The organism is Glycomyces harbinensis (assembly GCF_900101745.1).
In the GTDB taxonomy this organism is placed as follows: Bacteria; Actinomycetota; Actinomycetes; order Mycobacteriales; family Micromonosporaceae; genus Glycomyces; species Glycomyces harbinensis.
Genome location: NZ_FNAD01000001.1, coordinates 252,789 through 272,140, shown reverse-complemented (window position 1 = coordinate 272,140; position 19,352 = coordinate 252,789). Strand labels below are relative to the sequence as shown.

The following is a 19,352-nucleotide window of genomic DNA, read 5'->3' as shown; positions in this document are numbered from 1 at the left end:
TCCTTCGATCGCCGGTCCCCCAATGATGCCGACGATGCGGTTCCAGCGGCGGGGTCCGACGGGAAGCTCACACTCCGATCGGCCGGGACTGCGCGCGGAGGGCGAGTTCGGCCCTGGTGGGCGGGTCGGCGCCCGGGCGCGAGACCGTGATCGCCGCGGCGTGCGCGGCCCAGGTCGCGGCCCAGCGCAGGTCGTCGGGCGCCAGGTCGCCGAGCGCGTCGCGGGCGTGCGGGCCCTGCGCGCCGAGGGTCAGGAGCGCGTCGATCAGCGCGCCCATGAAGGTGTCGCCCGCGCCGATGGTGTCGGCGACGGCGACCGGGACGCCCGGGACGGTGACCGGTTCGTGCCCGTCGCGGACCAGGACGCCGCCGTCCGCGCCGCGGGTGAGGACGACCAGGACCGGACCGGTTGCGGCCCAGTCGCGGGCGGCGTCGACCGGGTCGGCGCCCGGGTGGTACCAGGCCAGGTCCTCATCGGACACCTTGACGACGTCGCTCGCCGCGACGAGGCGTTCGACGCGCGCGAGGGCGTCGTCGCGGTCGGGCGTGAACGTGGGCCTGGCGTTGGGGTCGAACGTGACGAGCGAGCGGCCGCGGGCGGCCAGGAGCGCGGCCTCGACCGCGGAGGCGCCCGGGTCGAGGACGGTGGCGATGGAGCCGGCGTGCACCGCGGCGGGTTCGTCGGCGGCGAGTCGCAGCGTGGCGGTGTCGAGGTCCCAGGCGAGGTCGAATTCGTATGCGGCCGAGCCGTTCCGGTCGAAGCGCACGGCAGCCGTGGAGGTCCGGCCCGAGGCCGGGGCCTGGGCGAGGACGTCGACGCCGGAGTCCTCGAGCCAGCGCCGGGCGGTCTTGCCGCGGTCGTCGTCGGCGAGGGTCGTGGCGAGCAGCGGTCGGCGGCCGAGCCTGCCGAGGACCACCGCGACGTTGGCCGGGCTGCCGCCGGGCAGTTCGCGGACGCCGTCGGCGGCGGGCACGATGTCGATGAGGGTCTCGCCGATGACGAGCACCGTCGGGGACGGCTGTGCCGTGCGGTGGTTCATGCCGCTCCTTCGAGCACGGTGGACAGTCGGTCTTCGCGCAGGGCCCGGGCGATGCCGGGCGCGAGCGGAAGCCGGGGTACGAGGGTGGCCTGCACGGCGTGGTACAGGTCCGGTTTGCCGGGCCAGACCGAGGCGGCCGGGGTGTTGTCCGGGTCGAGTTCGTGGCGCCAGGACCCGTGTTCGCGGTCGATGAAGTGGCGTTCGGCGTGGTCCCACCAGGCGGCGTAGCGGTCGGCGAAGCGCTGCTCGCCGGTGCGTCGGTGGAGTGCGGCCGCGGCGGCGATCGCCTCGGCGGCGACCCAGTGCATCCGCTGGCGCACGACGGGCCGGCCGTCCCAGTCGACGGTGTAGACGAAGCCGTCGGCGCCGTCGGCGGCCCAGGCGTCGTCCACGGCGGTGTCGAACAGGAGGGTCGCGGCCCGCAGCAGGGACTCGTCCGGTTCCAGCATCGCTTCGCGCTGCGCCGCTTCGGTGTTGAGCAGGAGGCGGGCCCATTCGAGGCCGTGTCCGGGGGTGGCGCCGAAGGGTTTGAACGGGTCGTCGGGGCGGTCGCGGTTGCGTTCGAGGTCGGGGGTCCAGTCGGGTCCGAAGTGCTCGGGGAGGCGGCCGCCGTACCGGTCGGCGAGGTCGGCGCCGAAGCGGGCGATGCGCCCGGCCCGTTCGCGCCACGCGGCCGCGGCGGCCGGGTCGCGGGACGACACGGCGTCGGCGGCGGCGAGGAGTGCTTCGAGCGAGTGCATGGTGGCGTTGAGGCCCCGGTAGTCCTCGGGGCGGGTGAAGGCGGCGTCCCAGGCGTCGACGGGGAGTCCGGCCTTCTCGTCCCAGAACCGTTCGAGGTAGACGGAGGAGGCCTCCTCGAGCAGTGCTGCGGCGCCGGGCCGTTCGGCGAGGACGGCCGAGGAGGCGGCGAGCAGGACGAACGCGTGGTCGTAGCAGGACTTGCCGGACGCGCGGTCGGGCGTGCCGTCGGCGAGGAGGGCGTGGTGCCAGCCGCCGTGCCCGCCGTCGCGCAGGCGCCCGGTCAGGCCCGCGAGCGCGGCGTCGGCGATCGGGGCGCTGCCGGGGATGCCAAGGAGGGTGCCGAGGGCGTAGACGTGGGCGGTCCTGGCGGTGATCCAGGTGCGGACGCCTTGGGCGGCATCGGGTTCGCCGGTCTCATCGAGGTAGGCGGCGCCGCCTCGGGGCAGGCCGAGGTGCGCGCCGAAGGCGAGCAGGCGGCGGCATTCGGCGTCGAGCCAGCGGTGGTGGTGCGGGGAGTCGGGCCACGGGGTCACTTAGGGTCGCTCTTTCGTCAGGCGCAGGACGCGCGCGGTCGGCGCCGGGACGTCGGTCGCGATGCGCAGGACGCCTTGGGCGGCGTTCCAGGTCCAGCCCCATTCGCCCATGCCGGTGGTGCCGGGGGCGGGGAAGACCTGGTCGCAGGCGAAGTGGTCGCCGCGCAGGGCGGGCAGTGCGAGTTCGAGGTCGGCGGGTGCGCCCGGGAGGCGCCAGACGGTCAGGACCGTGGCCTGCTCGGTGTGGAGCGCGAAGGCCTGCCAGGGTCCGCGGTGTTCGAGGCCGAGCGGCCAGGAGGGGACGGCGGTCGCGTTGTGCGGCAGGAGTTCGCGGTGCGCGGCGACGGCGGTGGCGACGAGCGCGAGCTGCTCGGGGTCCATGCGGGCGAGGTGGCCGCTGAGGTAGAGGCGGCCGGTGATGCCGGCGACGAGGGTGAACGCGGATTCCTCGGCGCTCATCTCGGGTTGGGCGTAGCCCCAGTGGCCGGCCTGCTCGGGCAGGATCGACGCGGGGGTGGCGGCCGCGATCGCGGGGTACAGCACGGGATCCTGCTGGTCCGATGTGGATTGCAGGTGGAGGCGGGAGAGGGTCGCGTAGTCGGCCCTCATGCCGCCGGAGGCGCAGTTCTCGATGAGGAGCCCCGGGTGCCTGGCGAGGACGGCGTCGATCCAGTCGAGGTAGGCGCGGCAGTGCTCCAGGAGGCCCGCGCCGGGGGCGAGGCCGCCGACGTCGGTGCCGGGCCCGGGCATGATGTTGTAGTCGAGTTTGAAGAAGCCGACGCCCATGCCGACGAGGCGGTCGACCACGGCGTCGAGGTGATCGCGGGCGGCCGGGTGGCGCAAGTCGAGCTGGTAGCGGCCGTGTTCGACCACGCGCTGTCCGCCGCGCTGGAAGAACGCTTCGGCGGGCAGGGTCCGCGAGATCTCGGAGCGGACGCCGACGACTTCGGGTTCGAGCCAGATGCCGGGGACCATGCCGAGCTCGCGGATGTAGGCGAGGACGGCGTCGAGGCCGTCGGGGAAGCGCGAGCGGCTGGGCTCCCACTCCCCCACGGCGTCCCACCAGCCTCCGGCGTCGTCGTCGTACCAGCCGGCGTCGATGCAGTAGTAGTCCGCGCCGGCGCGGGCGGCGGCCTCGGCGAGCGGGAGGATCTTGGCCGCGGTCGGGTCGCCCATGAGGGTGTTCATGTAGTCGTTGAAGACCACGGGCAGGGGGCCGTCGAGTCCGGCGGTGCCCTTGGCGGCCACCAGGGATCGGCGGTGGGCGGTGAGGCCTGCGAGGGCGGCGCCGACCGGGTCGGCGGCATCGTTCGCGACCGTGACGGCCACGGGGACGGACGTGAAGGCCTCGCCGGGCGCGAGGTCGACGGTCCACTGGTGTTCGGCGTCGGTGGGGCCCAGGAGGGCGAGCGAGGCGCCGGTGCGGTCCTCGCCGATCTCCCAGTGCCAGGCGCCGTTGTGCTCGATCTGGAAGGCGAGGCCGCAGCCTCGGCCGACGATGAGGCCGGTCGGCAGCCGCTCCCCTGTGGACCAGGAGCTGCGGGTGGTGACGGCCATGCGGGCGCGGTTCATGTGGTGGTGCACCGCGGGGTCCATGGCGGGCAGGCCGACCTCGCGCAGCGGGGCGCGGTGCCAGCGCGACTCGGCGACCCAGTCGTTGTCGCCCCACAGGACGTCGAGGTCGTCGACGGTGGTGTCCTCGGTGACGAAGGTGCCCAGGACCAGGGAGGTCACGGCCTGGACGGTGATCGGCCGGTCGCCCGCGCGCAGCACGGTCCAGGCCCGCACGGCGCGGCCGGAGGGGCTGAGGACGCTCGTGGCCCGCAGGCCGGTGACCGGGTCGGCCTGGTGGAGGTGCAGTGCGCCGCCGGTGATCTCGTGGCCGGTGTAGCGCAGGCGCGAGCCGACGGTGGTGCTGGAGTAGCGGTGGCTGCCGGGGAAGCGCCCGTGGCCGAGCGCCTGGACCTCGACCAGTGGCGGGGTGCCTGCGGCCGGGGCGGGCGTCGCGTCGGCGGGGGTGAGCGACCGGAGGGAGACCGGCGCGTCGGCGCCGGTCGCGAACTCGAAATCGAAGTCCCCAGTGGACCATCGCAGTGTCATGTCACGTCTCCAGGTGTTTTTCAAGCCGCGCCGCCCGGCCCCACCGGGCCGGGCGGCGTGTCGAACTACTTGAGCAGGTCGTTGGCGCAGCGCAGGGCGTCGGCGAACGCGTCCGGGTCGGCCCCTGCCGGGGTCTGGACGCGGATCACGGCCGTCTGCCCGGCCCGGAGGGTGATCATGCCCCCGTCGGCGCGGGCGAGCGGGTCCACGGTGTCGGCGTGGCAGAACACGTCACGCGCCAGCGAGGTCGCGGTCAGGCGCAGTTCCACGGCACTGCCCGTACCGGCACTGTCGACCGCGGCGGCCTCGACGCGCAGCGGGCTCGGGTCGAGCCGCTGCGCGACCACTTCGGCCCCGTACCGGAAGGCCGGGGCGAAGGCGCCGTCGTCGGCGACGGCCACGACGGCTTCGGCGGCCGGGTCGCCGAACGCGGCGACCTCGGCGGGGACGGTGACGGTGGTGGCCCCGCGAGCGGGCACCGCCGCCCGGAGCACGGTCTTGGCGAGTTCGGTGCCGTCGAAGGACTCGCGGGTCACGGTGAAGGCGCCCTCGTAGTCCTCGCCGGTGTCGTTGACCAGGACGAGCGCGAGCGTGTCGAACTCGGGGACCGTGCCCTCCCAGGCGTCGGCAAACGCCTGCTCGGACGGGCGGGGCTGGAGCGTCGCCAGGCGCGGGGCGTACATGTCGCGCAGGGCGTGCCACAGCGGCTTGCGGTGCTCGGCGAAGTCGACCGCGGCCCAGGAGACCACGGGCCAGTTGTCGTTGAGCTGCCACAGGACCGTGCCGGTGTTGTGGGGCGTGAGCGAGCGGAAGTGCTCGACGCCGAACCGGATCGCGTGCGCCTGGTTGAGCTGCGTCGTCCAGTGCCAGTCCTCGATGGACTCGGGGTCGGGCAGGTGCCCCTGCCAGCCGCGCTCGAGCTTGGCGTTGCCCTGGTTCGCCTTCTGGTGCACCAGCATCTGGTGCCCGAAGGGGTACATCGGCTCATCGTGGACGACCTCGGCGAGGGTCGACCACGCGGGCGGGGCCTGGAAGCCGAACTCGGCGACGAACCGCGGCCGGTAGTCGGCGTAGACGCTGTAGTCGACCCGGTTCCAGACGTCCCAGATGTGCATCGAGCCGTAGCGCTCGTCGTTGGGGTACCGGTAGTCGCCGAAGGAGTACGGGCTCGCGGGCGAGTACGGGCGGGTCGGGTCCAGTTCGGACAGCACCTCGGGGATGAGGCCGTTGTAGTAGGCGTCGCCCCAGCCGCGGCCGTCGAGGCGGTGCGCCCAGCTCCAGTCGACCGAGCCCCAGGTGTTCTCGTTGTTGCCGTTCCACAGGATGAGCGAGGGGTGCGGGCTGAGGCGGGTCACGTTCTCGCGGACCTCGGCCTCGACCTCGGATCGCAGCGGGTCGTCCTCGCTGTATGCGGCGCAGGCGAACAGGAAGTCCTGCCACATGAGCAGGCCCCGCTCGTCGGCGAGCTCGTAGAGGTCGTCGGACTCGTAGATCCCGCCGCCCCACACGCGCAGGAGGTTGACGTTGGCCTCGAGGGCGTCGTCCACGCGCCGGGCGTACCGGTCGCGGTCGATCGCGGTGAGGAAGGCGTGGTCGGGGATCCAGTTCGCGCCGCGCACCAGGACGAGCTCGCCGTTGACGCGGATGTCGAACGGGGCTCCGGAGGGGTCCGGGGCGGTGTCGAGTTCGACCGTGCGGAACCCGACCCGGCCGCGCCAGGCCGCCCGGCTCATCTCGATGGTCACGTCGTACAGCGGCTGGTCGCCGTGGCCGACGGGCCACCAGCGGCGCACGTCCGGCACGTCCGACACGATCGCGATCGAGGTCTCCCCGGCGGGGACCGTGGCGGAGGTCTCCAGTGGACGGCCGTCGGGGCCGGCGACGACCAGGAGGACCTCCACGTCGCCCTCGTCGGCCGCGCGCTCGATCTCCAGGTGCACGGTGAGGACGCCGTCACGGCCGCCGTCGGCGTTCTCGACCACGTCGACCAGCGGCCGCACGGAGGCGATCCGCGCCTCTGACCACGAGTCGAGCCCGATCGGCTTCCAGATCCCGGCGCCCGCGACGTCGATGCCCCAGTCCCATCCGAAGGAGCAGGCCATCTTGCGCAGCTGGTTGTACGCGTGGTGGTTCGTGTGCGGCAGCGCGCCGTCGCGCTCGGCACGGGCCGCGGCCTCGGGCACCGGCGCGGCGAAGACGACCGCGAGGGTGTTCGACCCTTCGCGCAGGTGCTCGCGCACGTCCCAGCGGTAGGAGCGGAACATGTTCTGCGTGCGGCCGACTTCGACCCCGTTGACCTCCACGGCCGCGACGGTGTCGAGGCCGAGGGCGACCAGGTCGTGGCGGGCGGCGCCGTCGTCGGTCCACTCGAAGGTGGTCGCGAAGCGCCAGGCCGTGTCGCCGATCCACTGCTGCGCGGCCTCGTTGTCGCCGTCGAACGGGTCCTCGATGAGCCCGGCGCGGTGCAGGTCCAGGTGCGCCTCGCCCGGCACGGCCGCCGGGACGCCGGCCGCCAGCGCCGCCGGGTCGACGGGGGCGTCCTGGGGCAGTGCGGCGGCGGTCAGGGTCCAGCCCTCGTGGAGCGGACGGAACGTCTCGGGAAAGTAGGTCATATGGGTCCTTACGGTCGTGGGTGTGCAGCCTCGCGGGAGCGCCGGTCCCGGTTCGGTTCAGTCGGCGCGGGTGACGGCCTTCGCCTCGGCGGCCGGGACGCCGGCCTCGCGCCATTCGCCGGCGAAGTGGTCGTAGCAGGCGCTGTTGTCGATCGCGTCCCGGTCGACCGGGTCTGCGGCGGTCACGCGCCCGGGCCGCTCGGGGTCGGGCGCGGCCGCGGCCAGCAGTTTCGTGTACTCGTGGTGCGGGTCGAGGATGACCGCGTCCGCGGGTCCGCGCTCGACCACGCGGCCGCGGTAGAGCACGGTGATCTCGTCGGAGAAGTGCCGCGCGGTGGCGAGGTCGTGGGTGATGTACAGGACGGCGAGGTCGTCCTCGCGTTGCAGGCGGCCCATGAGGTTGAGCACGCCGAGCCGGATCGAGACGTCCAGCATGGACACCGGCTCGTCGGCGATGAGGACCTTGGCGCCCGGGGCCAGCGCGCGGGCGATCGCGACGCGCTGGCGCTGCCCGCCGGACAGCTCGTGGGGTCGCCGCGGCGCGATGTTCGCCGCCGGGGTCAGGTTGACGCGCTCGAGCATCTCCAGCACGCGTTCGCGGGTCTCCTCGCCTTTGGCCGTGCGGTTGTGGATGCGCAGCGGCCGGGCGATGTGGTGCTCGATGGAGTGGAACGGGTTGAGTGAGGCGAAGGGGTCCTGGAAGACCATCTGGACCTCGCGGCGGTAGGCGGAGCGGTCCACGGTCGTGCCGTCGTCGCGCTCGACCGCGACGGTGCCGGCGGTGGGCTTCTCCATGCGGGTGAGGATCTTCGCGATGGTGGACTTGCCCGAGCCGGACTCGCCGACGAGGGCGACGGTGCGCCCCGGCGTCAGCTCGAGGCTCACGTGGTCGACCGCCCGCAGCCGGGTGCGCTTGAGGCCGTTGCGGATCGTGTAGTCCTTCACCAGGTCGGTGACGTGGACGCTGGTCATGCTCGCTCCTCGGTCGGGGCTTGGGCCGGCACGGTCGGGGTCGTCGCCTCGGGCGTCTCCTCGCCGGGCGCCGTCTCGTCGACGCCGGTGCGGATGAAGGCCCCGCGCTCGCCCGAGAGGCTCGGGAAGGAGCCCAGGAGCTTTCGCGTGTACGGGTGCCTCGCTTCACGATAGAGCTTCTCGGCGGTCTCGAGTTCGACGATCTCGCCTTCGAGCATCACGGCGATGCGGTCGCTGATCTCCAGCAGCAGCGGCAGGTCGTGGGTGATGAAGACGACCGCGAAGTCGAGTTCGTCCCGCAGGCGCACGATCTCGCGGAGGATGTCGCGCTGGACGACGACGTCGAGCGCGGTGGTCGGCTCGTCCATGATCATGATCTGCGGCTCCAGGAGCATGGCCATGGCGATCATGACCCGCTGGCGCATGCCGCCGGACAGCTCGTGCGGGTAGGAGCCCAGGCGCCCCGGGTCGACGCCGACGCGGCGCAGCACTTCCTCGGAGCGTTCCCGGACCTCCTTGCGGGACATGCGGGGCCGGTGCGCGAGGAGGGTGTCCTTGAGTTGGGCGCGGACGGTCGTGACCGGGTTGAGGGCGTTCATCGCGCCCTGGAACACCATCGAGAGCTTGTCCCAGCGGAAGGCCCGCAGTTCGGCGTCCTCCAGGGCGAGGATGTCGACGTCGTCGCCGTCCTTGTCGTGGAAGGTGATGCGGCCCGAGGAGATGCGCGCGGGCGGGCGGTGGAGCCGGTTGACGGCGTAGGCGAGCGTGGTCTTGCCGCAGCCGGACTCGCCGGCGAGGCCGAGGATCTCGCCGCGGTGGAGGGTGAGGCTGGCGTCCTTGACGGCGGTGACGGGCTGTTCGACCTCGTAGACGACCGTGAGGTCTTCGACGGTGAGCACCGGTTCTGTGAGCGCCGGTTCGGTGAGCACCGCTTCGTCGCGGCGGTTGTCGGCGGCGGTCATCGCGCGGACTCCTTCGATGCGGTGGCGGCGGGGCCGCCCCGGCGCGCGGCCTGGGCGAGCTCGCGTTCGAGGCGGGCGGCGCGGCGGGCGCGCTTGCGGTGGAGGCGGAGGTTCTTCAGCTTGGGGTTGATGATCTCGTCGATGGAGAAGTTGACGAGGGACAGCCCGGTGCCGAACAGGGCGATGATCAGGCCCGGAGGGATGAACCACCACCATGCGCCGAGGGACAGGGCGAACCCGTTCTGGGCGTAGAAGAGCATCGTGCCGAGCGTGGAGGAGTTCGAGGCGCCCAGGCCGATGAACGACAGGCCCGCCTCGCCGAGGATCGCGGCGATGACGGCGAAGACGAACTGGGAGGCGATCACCGGGAGGAGGTTGGGCAGGATCTCCACGATGATGACCCGCCAGGGCCGTTCGCCGGAGACCTGGGAGGCCGCCACGTAGTCGCGGTTGCGCACCGAGAGGGTCTGGGCGCGCAGCACCCGGGCCGAGCCGGCCCAGCTGGTGACGGCGAGGACGACGGCGATCGTCCACAGTCCGCGGCTCTCGGCCGGCACGAATCCGGAGATGACGATGACCAGCGGCAGGCCCGGGATCACCAGGAACACGTTGGTGAACAGCGAGAACACCTCGTCGACGGCGCGGCCGCGGTAGGCGCCGTAGATGCCGAAGAAGGCGGACAGCGCGGTGGCGAGCAGGCCGACGATGACGCCGATCTGGAGGGAGCCGCGGGTGGCGTGGGCCAGTTGCGCGAGCACGTCCTGCCCGGTCTGGGTGGTGCCGAGCCAGAAGTCGGCGGACGGGCCGGTCAGGCCCATGTCGCGGATGGCCCGCGGGTCGCCGACCAGGTACGGCCCGATCACGCCGAACAGGGTGATGGCGACGATGAGGCCGAGGCCGATCGCCAGCCAGGGCGTCATGGTGGGCAGGAGCATCCGCCAGCCCGAGCGGACGGGCCGGCCGGATTCGGCCGAGGTCTCGGCGAGCAGTTCTGCGCTGTCGGCGACCGAGGGCTCGCTCGTGGGTTTGAGGTTCGTCATGGTTCGGGTCTCCCGTCAGGACCGGGCGCGGGTGCGCGGGTCGATCAGGCCGTACAGCAGGTCGACCACGAGGTTGGCGCCCAGTACGGCGAGGGTGATGAAGAGGAAGAGTCCCTGCATGAGGGCGTAGTCGTTGTTCGACACCGCGCCCAGCAGTCGTCCCCCGATGCCGGGGTACGAGAAGACCTGCTCGGTGATGACCGAGCCGGAGACCACGAAGCCGAGCGAGATGGCGAAGCCGGCCACGGACGGCAGGACGGCGTTGCGGGAGGCGTAGGAGCGCAGGATCTTGCGCGGCGAGAGCCCCTTCGCCTCGGCGGTCAGGATGTAGTCCTCGGAGAGGGTGGAGACCATCATGTTGCGCATGCCCAGGAGCCAGCCGCCGATCGAGGCGAGCACGATCGTGAGCGCGGGCAGGAAGCCGTAGGTGATCGCCGACAAAATGAACTCGGCGTTCCATCCGGGGGTGAGGACGACGTCGTAGCCGCCCTGGAGCGGGAACCAGCCGAGCACGCGGGCGAGCAGGTAGGTCAGGAGCAGCGCCAGCCAGAAGTACGGGACGGCGGCGAGCAGCGTGGTGGCGGGGATGAGCGAGTCGAGCCAGGTGCCCGGCTTCCACCCGACGAAGGCGCCGAGCCCCACGCCGAGGACGGCGGCGATGATCGTCGCGAGGCCGACGAGGATCACGGTCCACGGCAGCGACTGCCCGATCACCTCGCTCACCGGCGCCGGGTAGTAGCTGACGGAGACGCCGAGGTCGCCGCGCAGCAGGTTCTTGAGATAGTCGACGTACTGGACCCACAGGGGTTCAGAGCTGTCGCCCCCGAGGAGAAGCGCATAGGCCTCCCTGGTCTCGGGGCTCACCGTGCCGCCGCGCTGCTGGAGCTTGGCCAGCAGGATGTCGACCGGATTGCCCGGGAGCAGACGAGGGATCGCGAAGTTCAGCGTCAGCGCTGCCCACAGGGCAACGGCGTAGAAGCCGATTTTGCGCAGGAAGTAGCTCATGGTTCTCCTTCGGGGGCGACGAGGGGGGTCAGCCCTGCGGCTCGAGGTGCTTGAAGATCTCGGCGGCGTCCAGCGCCGACCAGACCGCCGGGAAGGCGTACAGGTCGTCGTCGGAGGGCCACCCGGAGAACTTCGCGGTGTTCCACACGCTCGTCGTGCCGCCGGTCAGGATCGGGATGTACGGCATGTCGCGGACGATCTCGGCCTGGATCGTGTCGAAGTACGGCTGGCGGGCCGCGGCGTCGTCCAGGGGGAGGTTCGCCAGCGCGTTCACCGCGTCGTCGACCACCGGGTTGTCGTAGCGGGAGTAGTTCAGGCCCGCCGAACCGCCGACCTCAGCGCCCGAGCTGGAGTCGAAGAAGTAGTTGTACAGGTAGTAGGGGTCGGCCGTCGGGCCCTGGTAGAGCGAGTCGATGATGAGCTCGAAGCTGCCCGAGCCCTTCTTCTCGGTCCACTCGTTCCACGACGACTGCGCGGCCTTGACCTCGATGCCGGCGGTGGCCGCCTGGGAGGCGATCGTGTCGACGGCGGTGATGTAGTCGGTCCAGCCGGTGACGATCTCGACGGTCACCGAGAGGGTCTCGCCGTCCTTGGCGTAGAAGCCGTCGTCGCCCTTGGTCCAGCCGGCCTCCTCGAGGATCTGGCCGGCCTTCTCCGGGTCGGGCTCCATCGGGACGGTCTTCTCGGCGATGTCGGCCGAGATGAACTCGTCCTGGCTCGGCGTCAGGGCGAACGTCGGCGACTCGTCGCTGGCGGTGTCCATGAACGCGAGGCTGTTGATCTGGGTGCGGTCCATCGCGTAGTAGAGCGCCTGGCGCACGGCCGGGTCGGTCTGGGGGCCTTCGCATCCCAGGTCGGCGCTGGAGCACGAGGCCAGGACCATCTGGTTCTGCGCCTGCGTGTACGCGTCGTAGTTCGGGAAGTTCTCGTTCGTGTTCAGGATGTCCGGGATGGGGCCGGTCTGCCAGTCGATGGTGCCCGCGGCGATCGCGTCGGCGCCGGCCTGGTTGCCCGAGAGCGACAGGAAGCGGATGAGCGTCACTTCGGGCTCGCCACCCCAGTAGTCGGGGTTGGCCTTGAGGGTGAACGCCTGCGGCTTGAACTCGTCCAGCGTGTAGGCGCCGGTGCCGACAGGCTCCTCCATGACGTCTTCGACGGGGTTGACGTCCTTCCAGAGGTGCTCGGGCACGATCGGGATGCTGAGCAGGTCGGGGCCCTTGACGAACGCGGGCGCGTCGAAGGCGAAGACGACGTGGGTGTCGTCGACGGCGGTGATCTCGCCGTCCCAGCCGGCGTTGTTGATCGAGGGGTTGGCCTTGATGAGGTCGAAGGTGAAGACCACGTCGTCGGCGGTGAACGCCTCCTCGTCGCTCCACTGGACGTCCTCGCGGAGGGTCACGGAGAGCTCGGTGCCGTCCTCGTTCCACGCCTGCTCGGTGCCCAGCAGCGGCAACGGGTCGGAGACCTGGGCCTTGTTGTGGAAGAAGAGCGGTTCGAAGATCGTGCCGAGGCCGCCGATCTTCGTGGGAGAGAAGGGGTTGAAGTTGATCTGGTAGTCGCCCGCCTGGCCGGTGTAGGCGATCAGGGTGGAGGCGTCCGCCGAACTGTCGGCGGAGCCTCCGGAGCAGCCGGTGAGCGCGAGGCCGAGCACGGCCGTGCCCGCGAGGGCGGCCGCGGCGCGGCGCCGCAGTCCGTTGTTGGGTGACATCGTCGTCCTTTCGGGTCCGGGGCGCCTTCGCCCGCGGAACTGGAGGGGGTACGCCCGCTTGGGCGTCCGGCCAATTATTAACCTGTTAAATTTAAGGTGTCAAGAATAAGATCCGATGAACTTCCGAAGGAGGCCGCCAGATGCGCCATCCGGGCGGGTCCCGCGCCGGCGCGGCCCGACGCGTCCTCGACCTCCTGCGGGCCGAGGGCACCATCAGCCGCGTCGAACTCGCCGAGCGGACCGGGCTGACGGCCGCCACCATCACCAACGCCGTGCGGCCGCTCATCGTGGACGGGCTCGTCCGCGAGATCGGCCGCGACCCGCAACCGGGCCGCGGCCAGCCGCGGCGCCTCCTCCAGCTCGTCGCCGGCGCCTGGCACGCCGTGGGCGTCCAGGTCGACCGGATCACCACCACGATCGTGGTCCTCGACTTCGCCGGCGACCGGGTCGCCGCCGAGAGCCTGCCGGGCACCGGCGGGCGCGGCCCCGAGGACACCGTGCGGACCCTGGCGTCGCATGTGGACTCGCTGCTCGAACGCGCCGGCGTGCCGCGCGAACGGGTCCTGGGCGTGGGCCTGGTGACCCACGGGCCGCAGGACCTGGAGCGCGGGATGCTGCTGACGGCCCAGCCCGGCCCCGAATGGCTCGAGTACCCGCTGACCGGGACGCTCGCCGAACGGCTGGGGCTGCCGGTGCTGCTGGAGAACGACGCGAGCGCGGCCGCGTTCGGCGAGTTCTGGGCCGGGTCCCCGCCGACGGACACGTTCGGCCTGATCTACATGGCCTCGGGGATCGGCGGCGGCGTGATCGTCGACGGCGAGGTCTACCGGGGCCGGGCCTCGAACGCGGTCGAGATCGGGCACGTGGCCCTCGCCGGCGGCCGGGAGCCGTGCGTGTGCGGCAGCAGCGGCTGCGCGCAGGCCGAGGCCGCACCGCAGGCCGTGGTCGCGCGGGTCCTCGCCGACGACGGGCTCGCCGACCGCTTCGCGGTCCGCGGCGGCCCGGACGGCACCCTCGCCGATTTCGACCGCATCGCGCAGGCGTGGCGCGCGGGGGATCGGGACGCGGCCGCGATCCTGGAGCAGTCGGCGCGCTGGATCGGCCAGGCCGCGGTCACCCTGGTCAACCTGTTCGACCTCGACACCGTGGTGCTCGCCGGGCCGGCGTTCGTGGTCGCCGGGACGCTGTACCGCGACCACGTGGCCGCCGAGCTGGAGCGGCGGGCGCTGAGCCGGGCGCTGAGCCGCCCCAAGGTGATCGTGTCGTCCAACGTCGACTCCGCCGCGGCGGTCGGCGGCGCATTGCACGTGCTGCGCACCATGCACATCGGGGAGCCCCCGCGCCTAGGGCCTGTCCCGTGAACCAGGGCGAGGCGGGGTCCGAGTCCATTCGTTCGCTCGCAAAGCGGAAGTGCCTCCGAATACCGGTGTTGTATTCAGAGGCACTGACAACGCGGCGAGCGGGCAAATGGGCCGGACCCCGACCGTTCTGATTCACGGGACAGGCCCTAGGGCCCACAACAGCCTGAACCTGCCAACGAAGGAGCATCGTGAACTCAAGGAACTGGACCGTGCTGCGTCGCGACGGCGTGTCGCTGATCCTCGCGCACCCGGCGGCGGGACTGCCGTCGGTGCTGCACTGGGGCGCCGACCTGGGCGACCTGGGCGAGGCCGACCTCGCCGGGTTCGACCGGGCGACCAGCCGCCAGAGCGCGCCCGGAACGCTCGACGCCGCCTGGCGCCTGCCGCTGGTCCCCCAGGACGCCGACGGCTGGTCGGGGCGGCCGGGACTGCTCGCCACCCGCGAGGGCCGGCCGGTCTTCCCGAGGTGGACGACGGCCGTCGAGGAGGCCGGCGAGGCGCGGCTGCGCCTGACCGCGACCGACGACGCGTCGGGTCTGGTGCTGCGCACCGCGATCGCGATCGGCGAGGGCGGCCTGGTGCTGGTCGACCACGAGCTCGACAACACCGGCGAGGGCGAGCTGGACGTGGCATGGCTGGAGGCGACCCTGCCGGTGCCGAAGACCGCCGACCACCTCACCCAGTTCGCGGGGCGCTGGGTCCGGGAGAAGTCGCCGCTGACGACGCCGATGCCGCGCGGCACCACGGTGCGCGAGTCGCGCCGGGGCCGCGGCGGCCACGACGCGCCGTGGGTCACGCTGGCCTCCAACGGCGCACCGCGCAACCGCGGCGGCGAGGTGTGGGCGGTGCACCTGGGCTGGAGCGCCGACGTGCGCCACCGGGTCGACCGCGTCAACGAGCACGTGTCGGTGCTCGGCGCCGGAGAGCTGGTGCGCCCCGGCGAGATCAGGCTCGCCCCCGGCGGGACCTACGCGACGCCGACCGCGTACTTCGCTTGGGCCGCAGACGGACTCGACGGGATCAGCGCGCGGTTCCACACCTGGATGCGCTCGCGGCCCCAGCATCCGAAGACGCCGCGCCCGCTGGTGCTCAACACCTGGGAGGCGGTCTACTTCGACCACGACGGGGACCGGCTCGAAGCGCTCGCGCGCAAGGCCGCGGCCGTGGGCGTCGAGCGGTTCGTGCTCGACGACGGCTGGTTCCACCTGCGGCGCGACGACAAGGCGGGCCTGGGCGACTGGACCGTGGACCCCGAGGTCTGGCCCAAGGGGCTCGAACCGCTGGCCGGACTCGTGCACTCCCTCGGCATGCAGTTCGGGCTGTGGTTCGAGCCCGAGATGGTCAACCTCGACTCCGATCTGGCCCGCGCCCATCCCGAATGGCTGCTCGCCAACCCGGCTTCGGTGCCCGCGCCCGAGGGGTTGTCGTTCCGGACCCAGTACGTGCTGGACCTGGCGAACCCGGGCGCGTTCGAGCACGTCAGGTCGCAGATGTCGGCGCTGGTGGGCGCCTTGGGCATCGACTTCATCAAGTGGGACCACAACCGGGACCTGGTCGAGCCGCTGCACGCGGGCGCGCCCGGCACGCACGAGCAGACCCTCGCGGCCTACCGGCTCATCGCGCGGCTCAAGTCCGACCACCCGGGCCTGGAGATCGAGTCGTGCTCCTCGGGCGGCGCCCGCACCGACCTGGGCATCCTGGCGCACACCGACCGCGTGTGGGCCTCGGACTCCAACGACCCGGTGGAGCGCCAGGAGATCCAGCGCTGGACCGAGCTGGTGCTCCCGCCCGAACTGATCGGCGCGCACGTGGGCCCCTCCCCCGCGCACTCGTCCGGCCGGGCCACGGCGCTGCCGTACCGGATCGCGACCTCGCTCCAGGGCTCGGCGGGCTTCGAATGGGACCTCCTGTCGTGCGACGACGAGGAGACCGAGCGGATCACGGCGTTCGCCGCGGTCTACAAGGAGCTGCGGGGGCTGCTGCACACCGGGACCGTGGTCCGGCCCGACGTGCTGGACCCGGCGCTGCGGGTGCGCGGCGTCGTCGCACCCGACCGGTCCGAGGCGGTGTTCACCGTCGCGACGGTGGCCTCGCTGGAGGACTCGCTCGCCGAGCGCCTGCGCCTGGACTGCCTCGATCCCGAGCGGCGCTACCGCGTCCGGGTGCGCGACGAGATCGGCGCGGCCCGGTGGGGCTGGGTGACCCCGGCGTGGCTCGACGGCGGTGAGACGGTCCTCTCAGGACGCGTCCTGGCCGAGGCGGGCCTGCAGCTGCCGGTGCTGTGGCCGGTCCAGGCGATGCTGGTGCACCTGACCGCGGTCTGACGGTCCGGGGCCGTCCGTCCGGGAACGGGCGGGCGGCCCCGCCAGTGTGCGCGGCCGCCGCCGATTTCGCCCGGCCGCGGTCCGAGCGCGTCCAGTAAGGTGATCCCTGCCCGCCAGGGGTTCACCGACCCCGCTCGCCCCGAGTAAGGAGACCGCATTGCGCTCGTTCGGCGCCGACACCCGACTGCCGACGCTGGCCGTGGTGCTCGACATCATCCGCGAGCGCGGGGCCGTCAGCCGCGTCGAGCTGGCCGACGCCACCGGCCTGACGCAGGCCACGATGACGCACGCGGTCCGCAAACTCACGGCGCTGGGCCTGGTCCACGAGGTCGGCACCGCGCCCGCGAACCGCGGGACCCCCAGGCGGCTCATCGGGATCAGGGCCGACGCCTGCTACATGGTCGGCGTCCAGCTCGACCAGTTCGCGGCGGTCGGCGTCGTGGTCGACCTGGCCGGCCGGGTCGTGGTCCGCCACGACATGCCCGGCTCGGGCAAGCGGCCGATCGCCGAGGTCGTCGCCGACCTCGCCGGGCAGGTGCGCTCGATGCTCGACGAAGCGGCCGTGCCCCGCGAGAAGGTGCTCGGCCTCGGGCTCGCCACCTACGGGCCCCAGGACCGCGAAGCGGGCGTGGTGATCACGCCCCACCCGACGCCCGAATGGCTCCGGTACCCGCTGGCCGAGACCCTCGCCGCCGCGACCGGACTGCCCGTGGCGCTGGAGAACGACGCGACCGCCGCGGGGCTGGGCGTGCAGACCCAGGGCGGGTCGGGCTCGAACTTCGCGGTCGTGTTCATGTCCGGCGGCATCGGCGGCGGCGTCATCCTCGACGGGCACCCCTATCGCGGGGTGACCTCGAACGGCGTGGAACTCGGCCACATCTCGGTCGACGCGCTCGGCGAGGAGTGCCCGTGCGGCAACCGCGGGTGCCTCGACCCGATCGCGGGTCCGCGCCCGGTCGTCGAACGGGCCCTTGAGAACCCGGCGCTCGCGGCCCGGCTGGGCCTGGGCGCCGACACGCTCACCGACTTCAACCTCATCGGGCGCGCCGCGCGCGAGGGGAACGCCGAGGCGGCCGCGCTCATCGCCGACTCCGCGCAGCGGCTCGCGATCGCCACGGTCTCGCTGGTGAACATGTTCGACGTGGGCCGGGTCGTGCTCGCCGGGCACGCGTTCACCGAGTCCGGGCCGGCCTACCGGGACGTCCTCCAGGTGGTGCTCAACCGGCGGGTGTTCATGCGGCACGTGCACACCGTGGAGGTCGAGCTCGCCGGGGACGTCGCGCAGGCGACGGCGGTCGGCGGCGCGGCCGTGGTGCTGCGCAACCTCCTCGAGTCCCCGAACCCCGAACTGCGGACCGCGGTCTCCTAGTCGCCGCGGTCCTGTTCGGACTCGGCGACGGTGGTCTCCACGTACTGCGGGTAGAAGGCGACGTGGCCCGCGATCTCCGGCACGGCCGCGTGCGGCCGCTCGTAGACCCACACCGCGTCGGCGATCTCCTTCCCGGCGGTGACGAGGCTGTAGTAGGACGCCTCGCCCTTGTAGGGGCAGTAGGTGTGGCTGTCCGTGCGCGCCAGGAGGTTCTGGTCCACGTCGGCCAGTGGGAGGTAGTCCACGGGCGGGTAGTCGGCCTCGCTGAGGGTGAGGGCGGCGGTCGTGTCGGCGATGACCTCGCCTCCGTCCTTGGCGGTCACGCGGAGGCGATTCGGGTTCCGGCGGACCTCGATCGGGTGGTCCGGGCCGGGAATCCTGATCTCACGGGACATCGGGCGTCTCCTTCGTCGTCGTTGCGGGGCTGACCGGACCGGCCTCGCCGCCGGGGCGATCACACGGTCGACCGTACTCCGGGAAGGGCCGGGGGCACCGGCTCACCGGGGATTTCTGGGCGCGTCCTCGAGCGCGTCGAGGCGCTCGCGGGCCTCGCCCGCGGCGCCCGCGTGGTCGTCGATGCCGGCCCACGGGTCGGTCTTGCGTGCCAGGCGCCTGCGGATGCTCGCGACGGTGCTGCCGTTCGGGGTCGCGCGGCCGAGCTCGGACCAGTCCAGCGGCGTCGCGACGCCCGCGCCGGGCCGCGCGCGCAGCGAGTACGGCGCGACGAAGGTCTGGCCGTAGGCGTTGCGGTTGACGTCCAGGAAGATCCGGTCGCCGCGCTTGTTCTTGCGCTGCTCGGTGGTCAGCAGGTCGGGCTCCTTCGCCGCGAGGCGGTCGGCGAGGCGGTCGGCCAGGTCGCGGACGAGGTCGAAGTCGGCCGAGCGGTCCAGCGGCGCGACCACGTGGAAGCCGCGCCCGCCGGTGGCCTGCGTGAACGGCGTCAGGCCCACGTCGGCGTAGAGGTCGCGGGCGTGGCGCGCGACCGCGCGCAGGGTCGCGACGGTGACGCCGTCGGGCGGGTCGATGTCGATCACCAGGCGGTCGGGGTGGTCGGGCTTCTCGACGGTGGAGAGCCAGACGTGGAACTCGACGGTGTTCTGGTTGGCGAGGTAGACCAGGGCGGCCTCGTCCTCGGCGATCGCGTGGTCGACCGTGCCCTCCTCGCTGCGCATGGGCATCTCGGCGGTGCGGAGCCAGTCCGGGAAGTAGTCCGAGGCGTGCTTCTGGAAGAAGCCGCCGGAGTCGATCCCGTCGGGGTAGCGGCGCATCGTCAGCGGGCGCCCGGCCAGGTGCGGGAGCATCGCGGCCGACACCGCCCGGTAGTGGTCGACCACGTCGCTCTTCGTGATCCCGTCGTCCGGAAAGAGCTCCTTGTCCGGATGCGTGACCTTGACGTCATGGCCGTCCACGTGAATCGTCTGCGCATTCGTCGGTGCCATGACCTGCGGCTACCCCGGCGAAGGGGCCGCAAACAGGGCGGCGGGCCGAGGCGGTTTCGCCACGCCGCACCAATACCGACCACTATGGACTATCAGTGGGCGTGATGAGCTGGACGGGAGTCGTTCAGTGGGGTGGGTGTTGCGCGG

Annotated in this window: 14 protein-coding genes; 3 read left to right on the top strand and 11 right to left on the bottom strand. The window is 72.4% G+C overall.

Annotated elements, in window-relative coordinates; genetic code table 11:
- Positions 1-67: 67 nt before the first annotated feature.
- From BLQ63_RS01140 to BLQ63_RS01100, 9 genes are all read right to left on the bottom strand, one after another.
- Positions 68-1,039: a carbohydrate kinase family protein gene (locus BLQ63_RS01140; RefSeq protein ID WP_091027307.1), complete on the bottom strand. Its 972-nt coding sequence runs from the start codon at positions 1,037-1,039 to the stop codon at positions 68-70.
- Complete coding sequence (locus tag BLQ63_RS01135) at positions 1,036-2,313, bottom strand: AGE family epimerase/isomerase (protein ID WP_091027306.1); 1,278 nt, start codon at positions 2,311-2,313, stop codon at positions 1,036-1,038. The genes BLQ63_RS01140 and BLQ63_RS01135 overlap by 4 nt, the downstream gene beginning before the upstream one ends.
- On the bottom strand, positions 2,314-4,413 hold the full coding sequence (locus BLQ63_RS01130; RefSeq protein ID WP_091027305.1) for an alpha-galactosidase: 2,100 nt from the start codon (positions 4,411-4,413) through the stop codon (positions 2,314-2,316).
- Positions 4,414-4,478: 65 nt separating this feature from the next.
- Positions 4,479-7,025: a glycoside hydrolase family 2 protein gene (locus tag BLQ63_RS01125; RefSeq protein ID WP_091027304.1), complete on the bottom strand. Its 2,547-nt coding sequence runs from the start codon at positions 7,023-7,025 to the stop codon at positions 4,479-4,481.
- A 57-nt stretch (positions 7,026-7,082) separates the two neighbouring features.
- The gene (locus BLQ63_RS01120) at positions 7,083-7,997 is read right to left on the bottom strand and encodes an ABC transporter ATP-binding protein (RefSeq protein WP_091027303.1); all 915 of its coding nucleotides are present in this window, start codon (positions 7,995-7,997) and stop codon (positions 7,083-7,085) included.
- Entirely contained in the window at positions 7,994-8,959 is a 966-nt protein-coding gene (locus BLQ63_RS01115) for an ABC transporter ATP-binding protein (protein ID WP_091027302.1), read from the bottom strand. The genes BLQ63_RS01120 and BLQ63_RS01115 overlap by 4 nt, the downstream gene beginning before the upstream one ends.
- Complete coding sequence (locus BLQ63_RS01110; protein ID WP_091027301.1) at positions 8,956-9,999, bottom strand: ABC transporter permease; 1,044 nt, start codon at positions 9,997-9,999, stop codon at positions 8,956-8,958. Before BLQ63_RS01110 ends, BLQ63_RS01115 begins: the two co-directional genes overlap by 4 nt.
- 15 nt (positions 10,000-10,014) lie before the next feature.
- Positions 10,015-11,004: an ABC transporter permease gene (locus BLQ63_RS01105; protein WP_091027300.1), complete on the bottom strand. Its 990-nt coding sequence runs from the start codon at positions 11,002-11,004 to the stop codon at positions 10,015-10,017.
- Between the two features lie 28 nt (positions 11,005-11,032).
- Entirely contained in the window at positions 11,033-12,712 is a 1,680-nt protein-coding gene (locus BLQ63_RS01100; RefSeq protein WP_091027299.1) for an ABC transporter substrate-binding protein, read from the bottom strand.
- A gap of 140 nt (positions 12,713-12,852) precedes the next feature.
- On the opposite strand from BLQ63_RS01100, the gene BLQ63_RS01095 reads away from it, so the two are divergent.
- The 3 genes from BLQ63_RS01095 (at position 12,853) to BLQ63_RS01085 (ending at position 17,766) form a co-directional block, all read left to right on the top strand.
- Complete coding sequence (locus BLQ63_RS01095) at positions 12,853-14,073, top strand: ROK family transcriptional regulator (protein WP_091027298.1); 1,221 nt, start codon at positions 12,853-12,855, stop codon at positions 14,071-14,073.
- Positions 14,074-14,261: 188 nt separating this feature from the next.
- Positions 14,262-16,397 (top strand): alpha-galactosidase, encoded by a 2,136-nt coding sequence (locus BLQ63_RS01090; RefSeq protein ID WP_177154732.1) that lies wholly within the window; start codon positions 14,262-14,264, stop codon positions 16,395-16,397.
- A 157-nt stretch (positions 16,398-16,554) separates the two neighbouring features.
- Positions 16,555-17,766, top strand: coding sequence for an ROK family transcriptional regulator (locus BLQ63_RS01085; RefSeq protein WP_091027296.1), 1,212 nt, complete (start codon positions 16,555-16,557; stop codon positions 17,764-17,766).
- Here the strand turns inward: BLQ63_RS01085 and BLQ63_RS01080 are convergent.
- Positions 17,763-18,161: a DUF427 domain-containing protein gene (locus tag BLQ63_RS01080; RefSeq protein ID WP_091027295.1), complete on the bottom strand. Its 399-nt coding sequence runs from the start codon at positions 18,159-18,161 to the stop codon at positions 17,763-17,765. The genes BLQ63_RS01085 and BLQ63_RS01080 overlap by 4 nt on opposite strands.
- 102 nt (positions 18,162-18,263) lie before the next feature.
- Positions 18,264-19,205 (bottom strand): non-homologous end-joining DNA ligase, encoded by a 942-nt coding sequence (gene ligD / locus BLQ63_RS01075; protein ID WP_091027294.1) that lies wholly within the window; start codon positions 19,203-19,205, stop codon positions 18,264-18,266.
- Positions 19,206-19,352 lie beyond the last annotated feature (147 nt).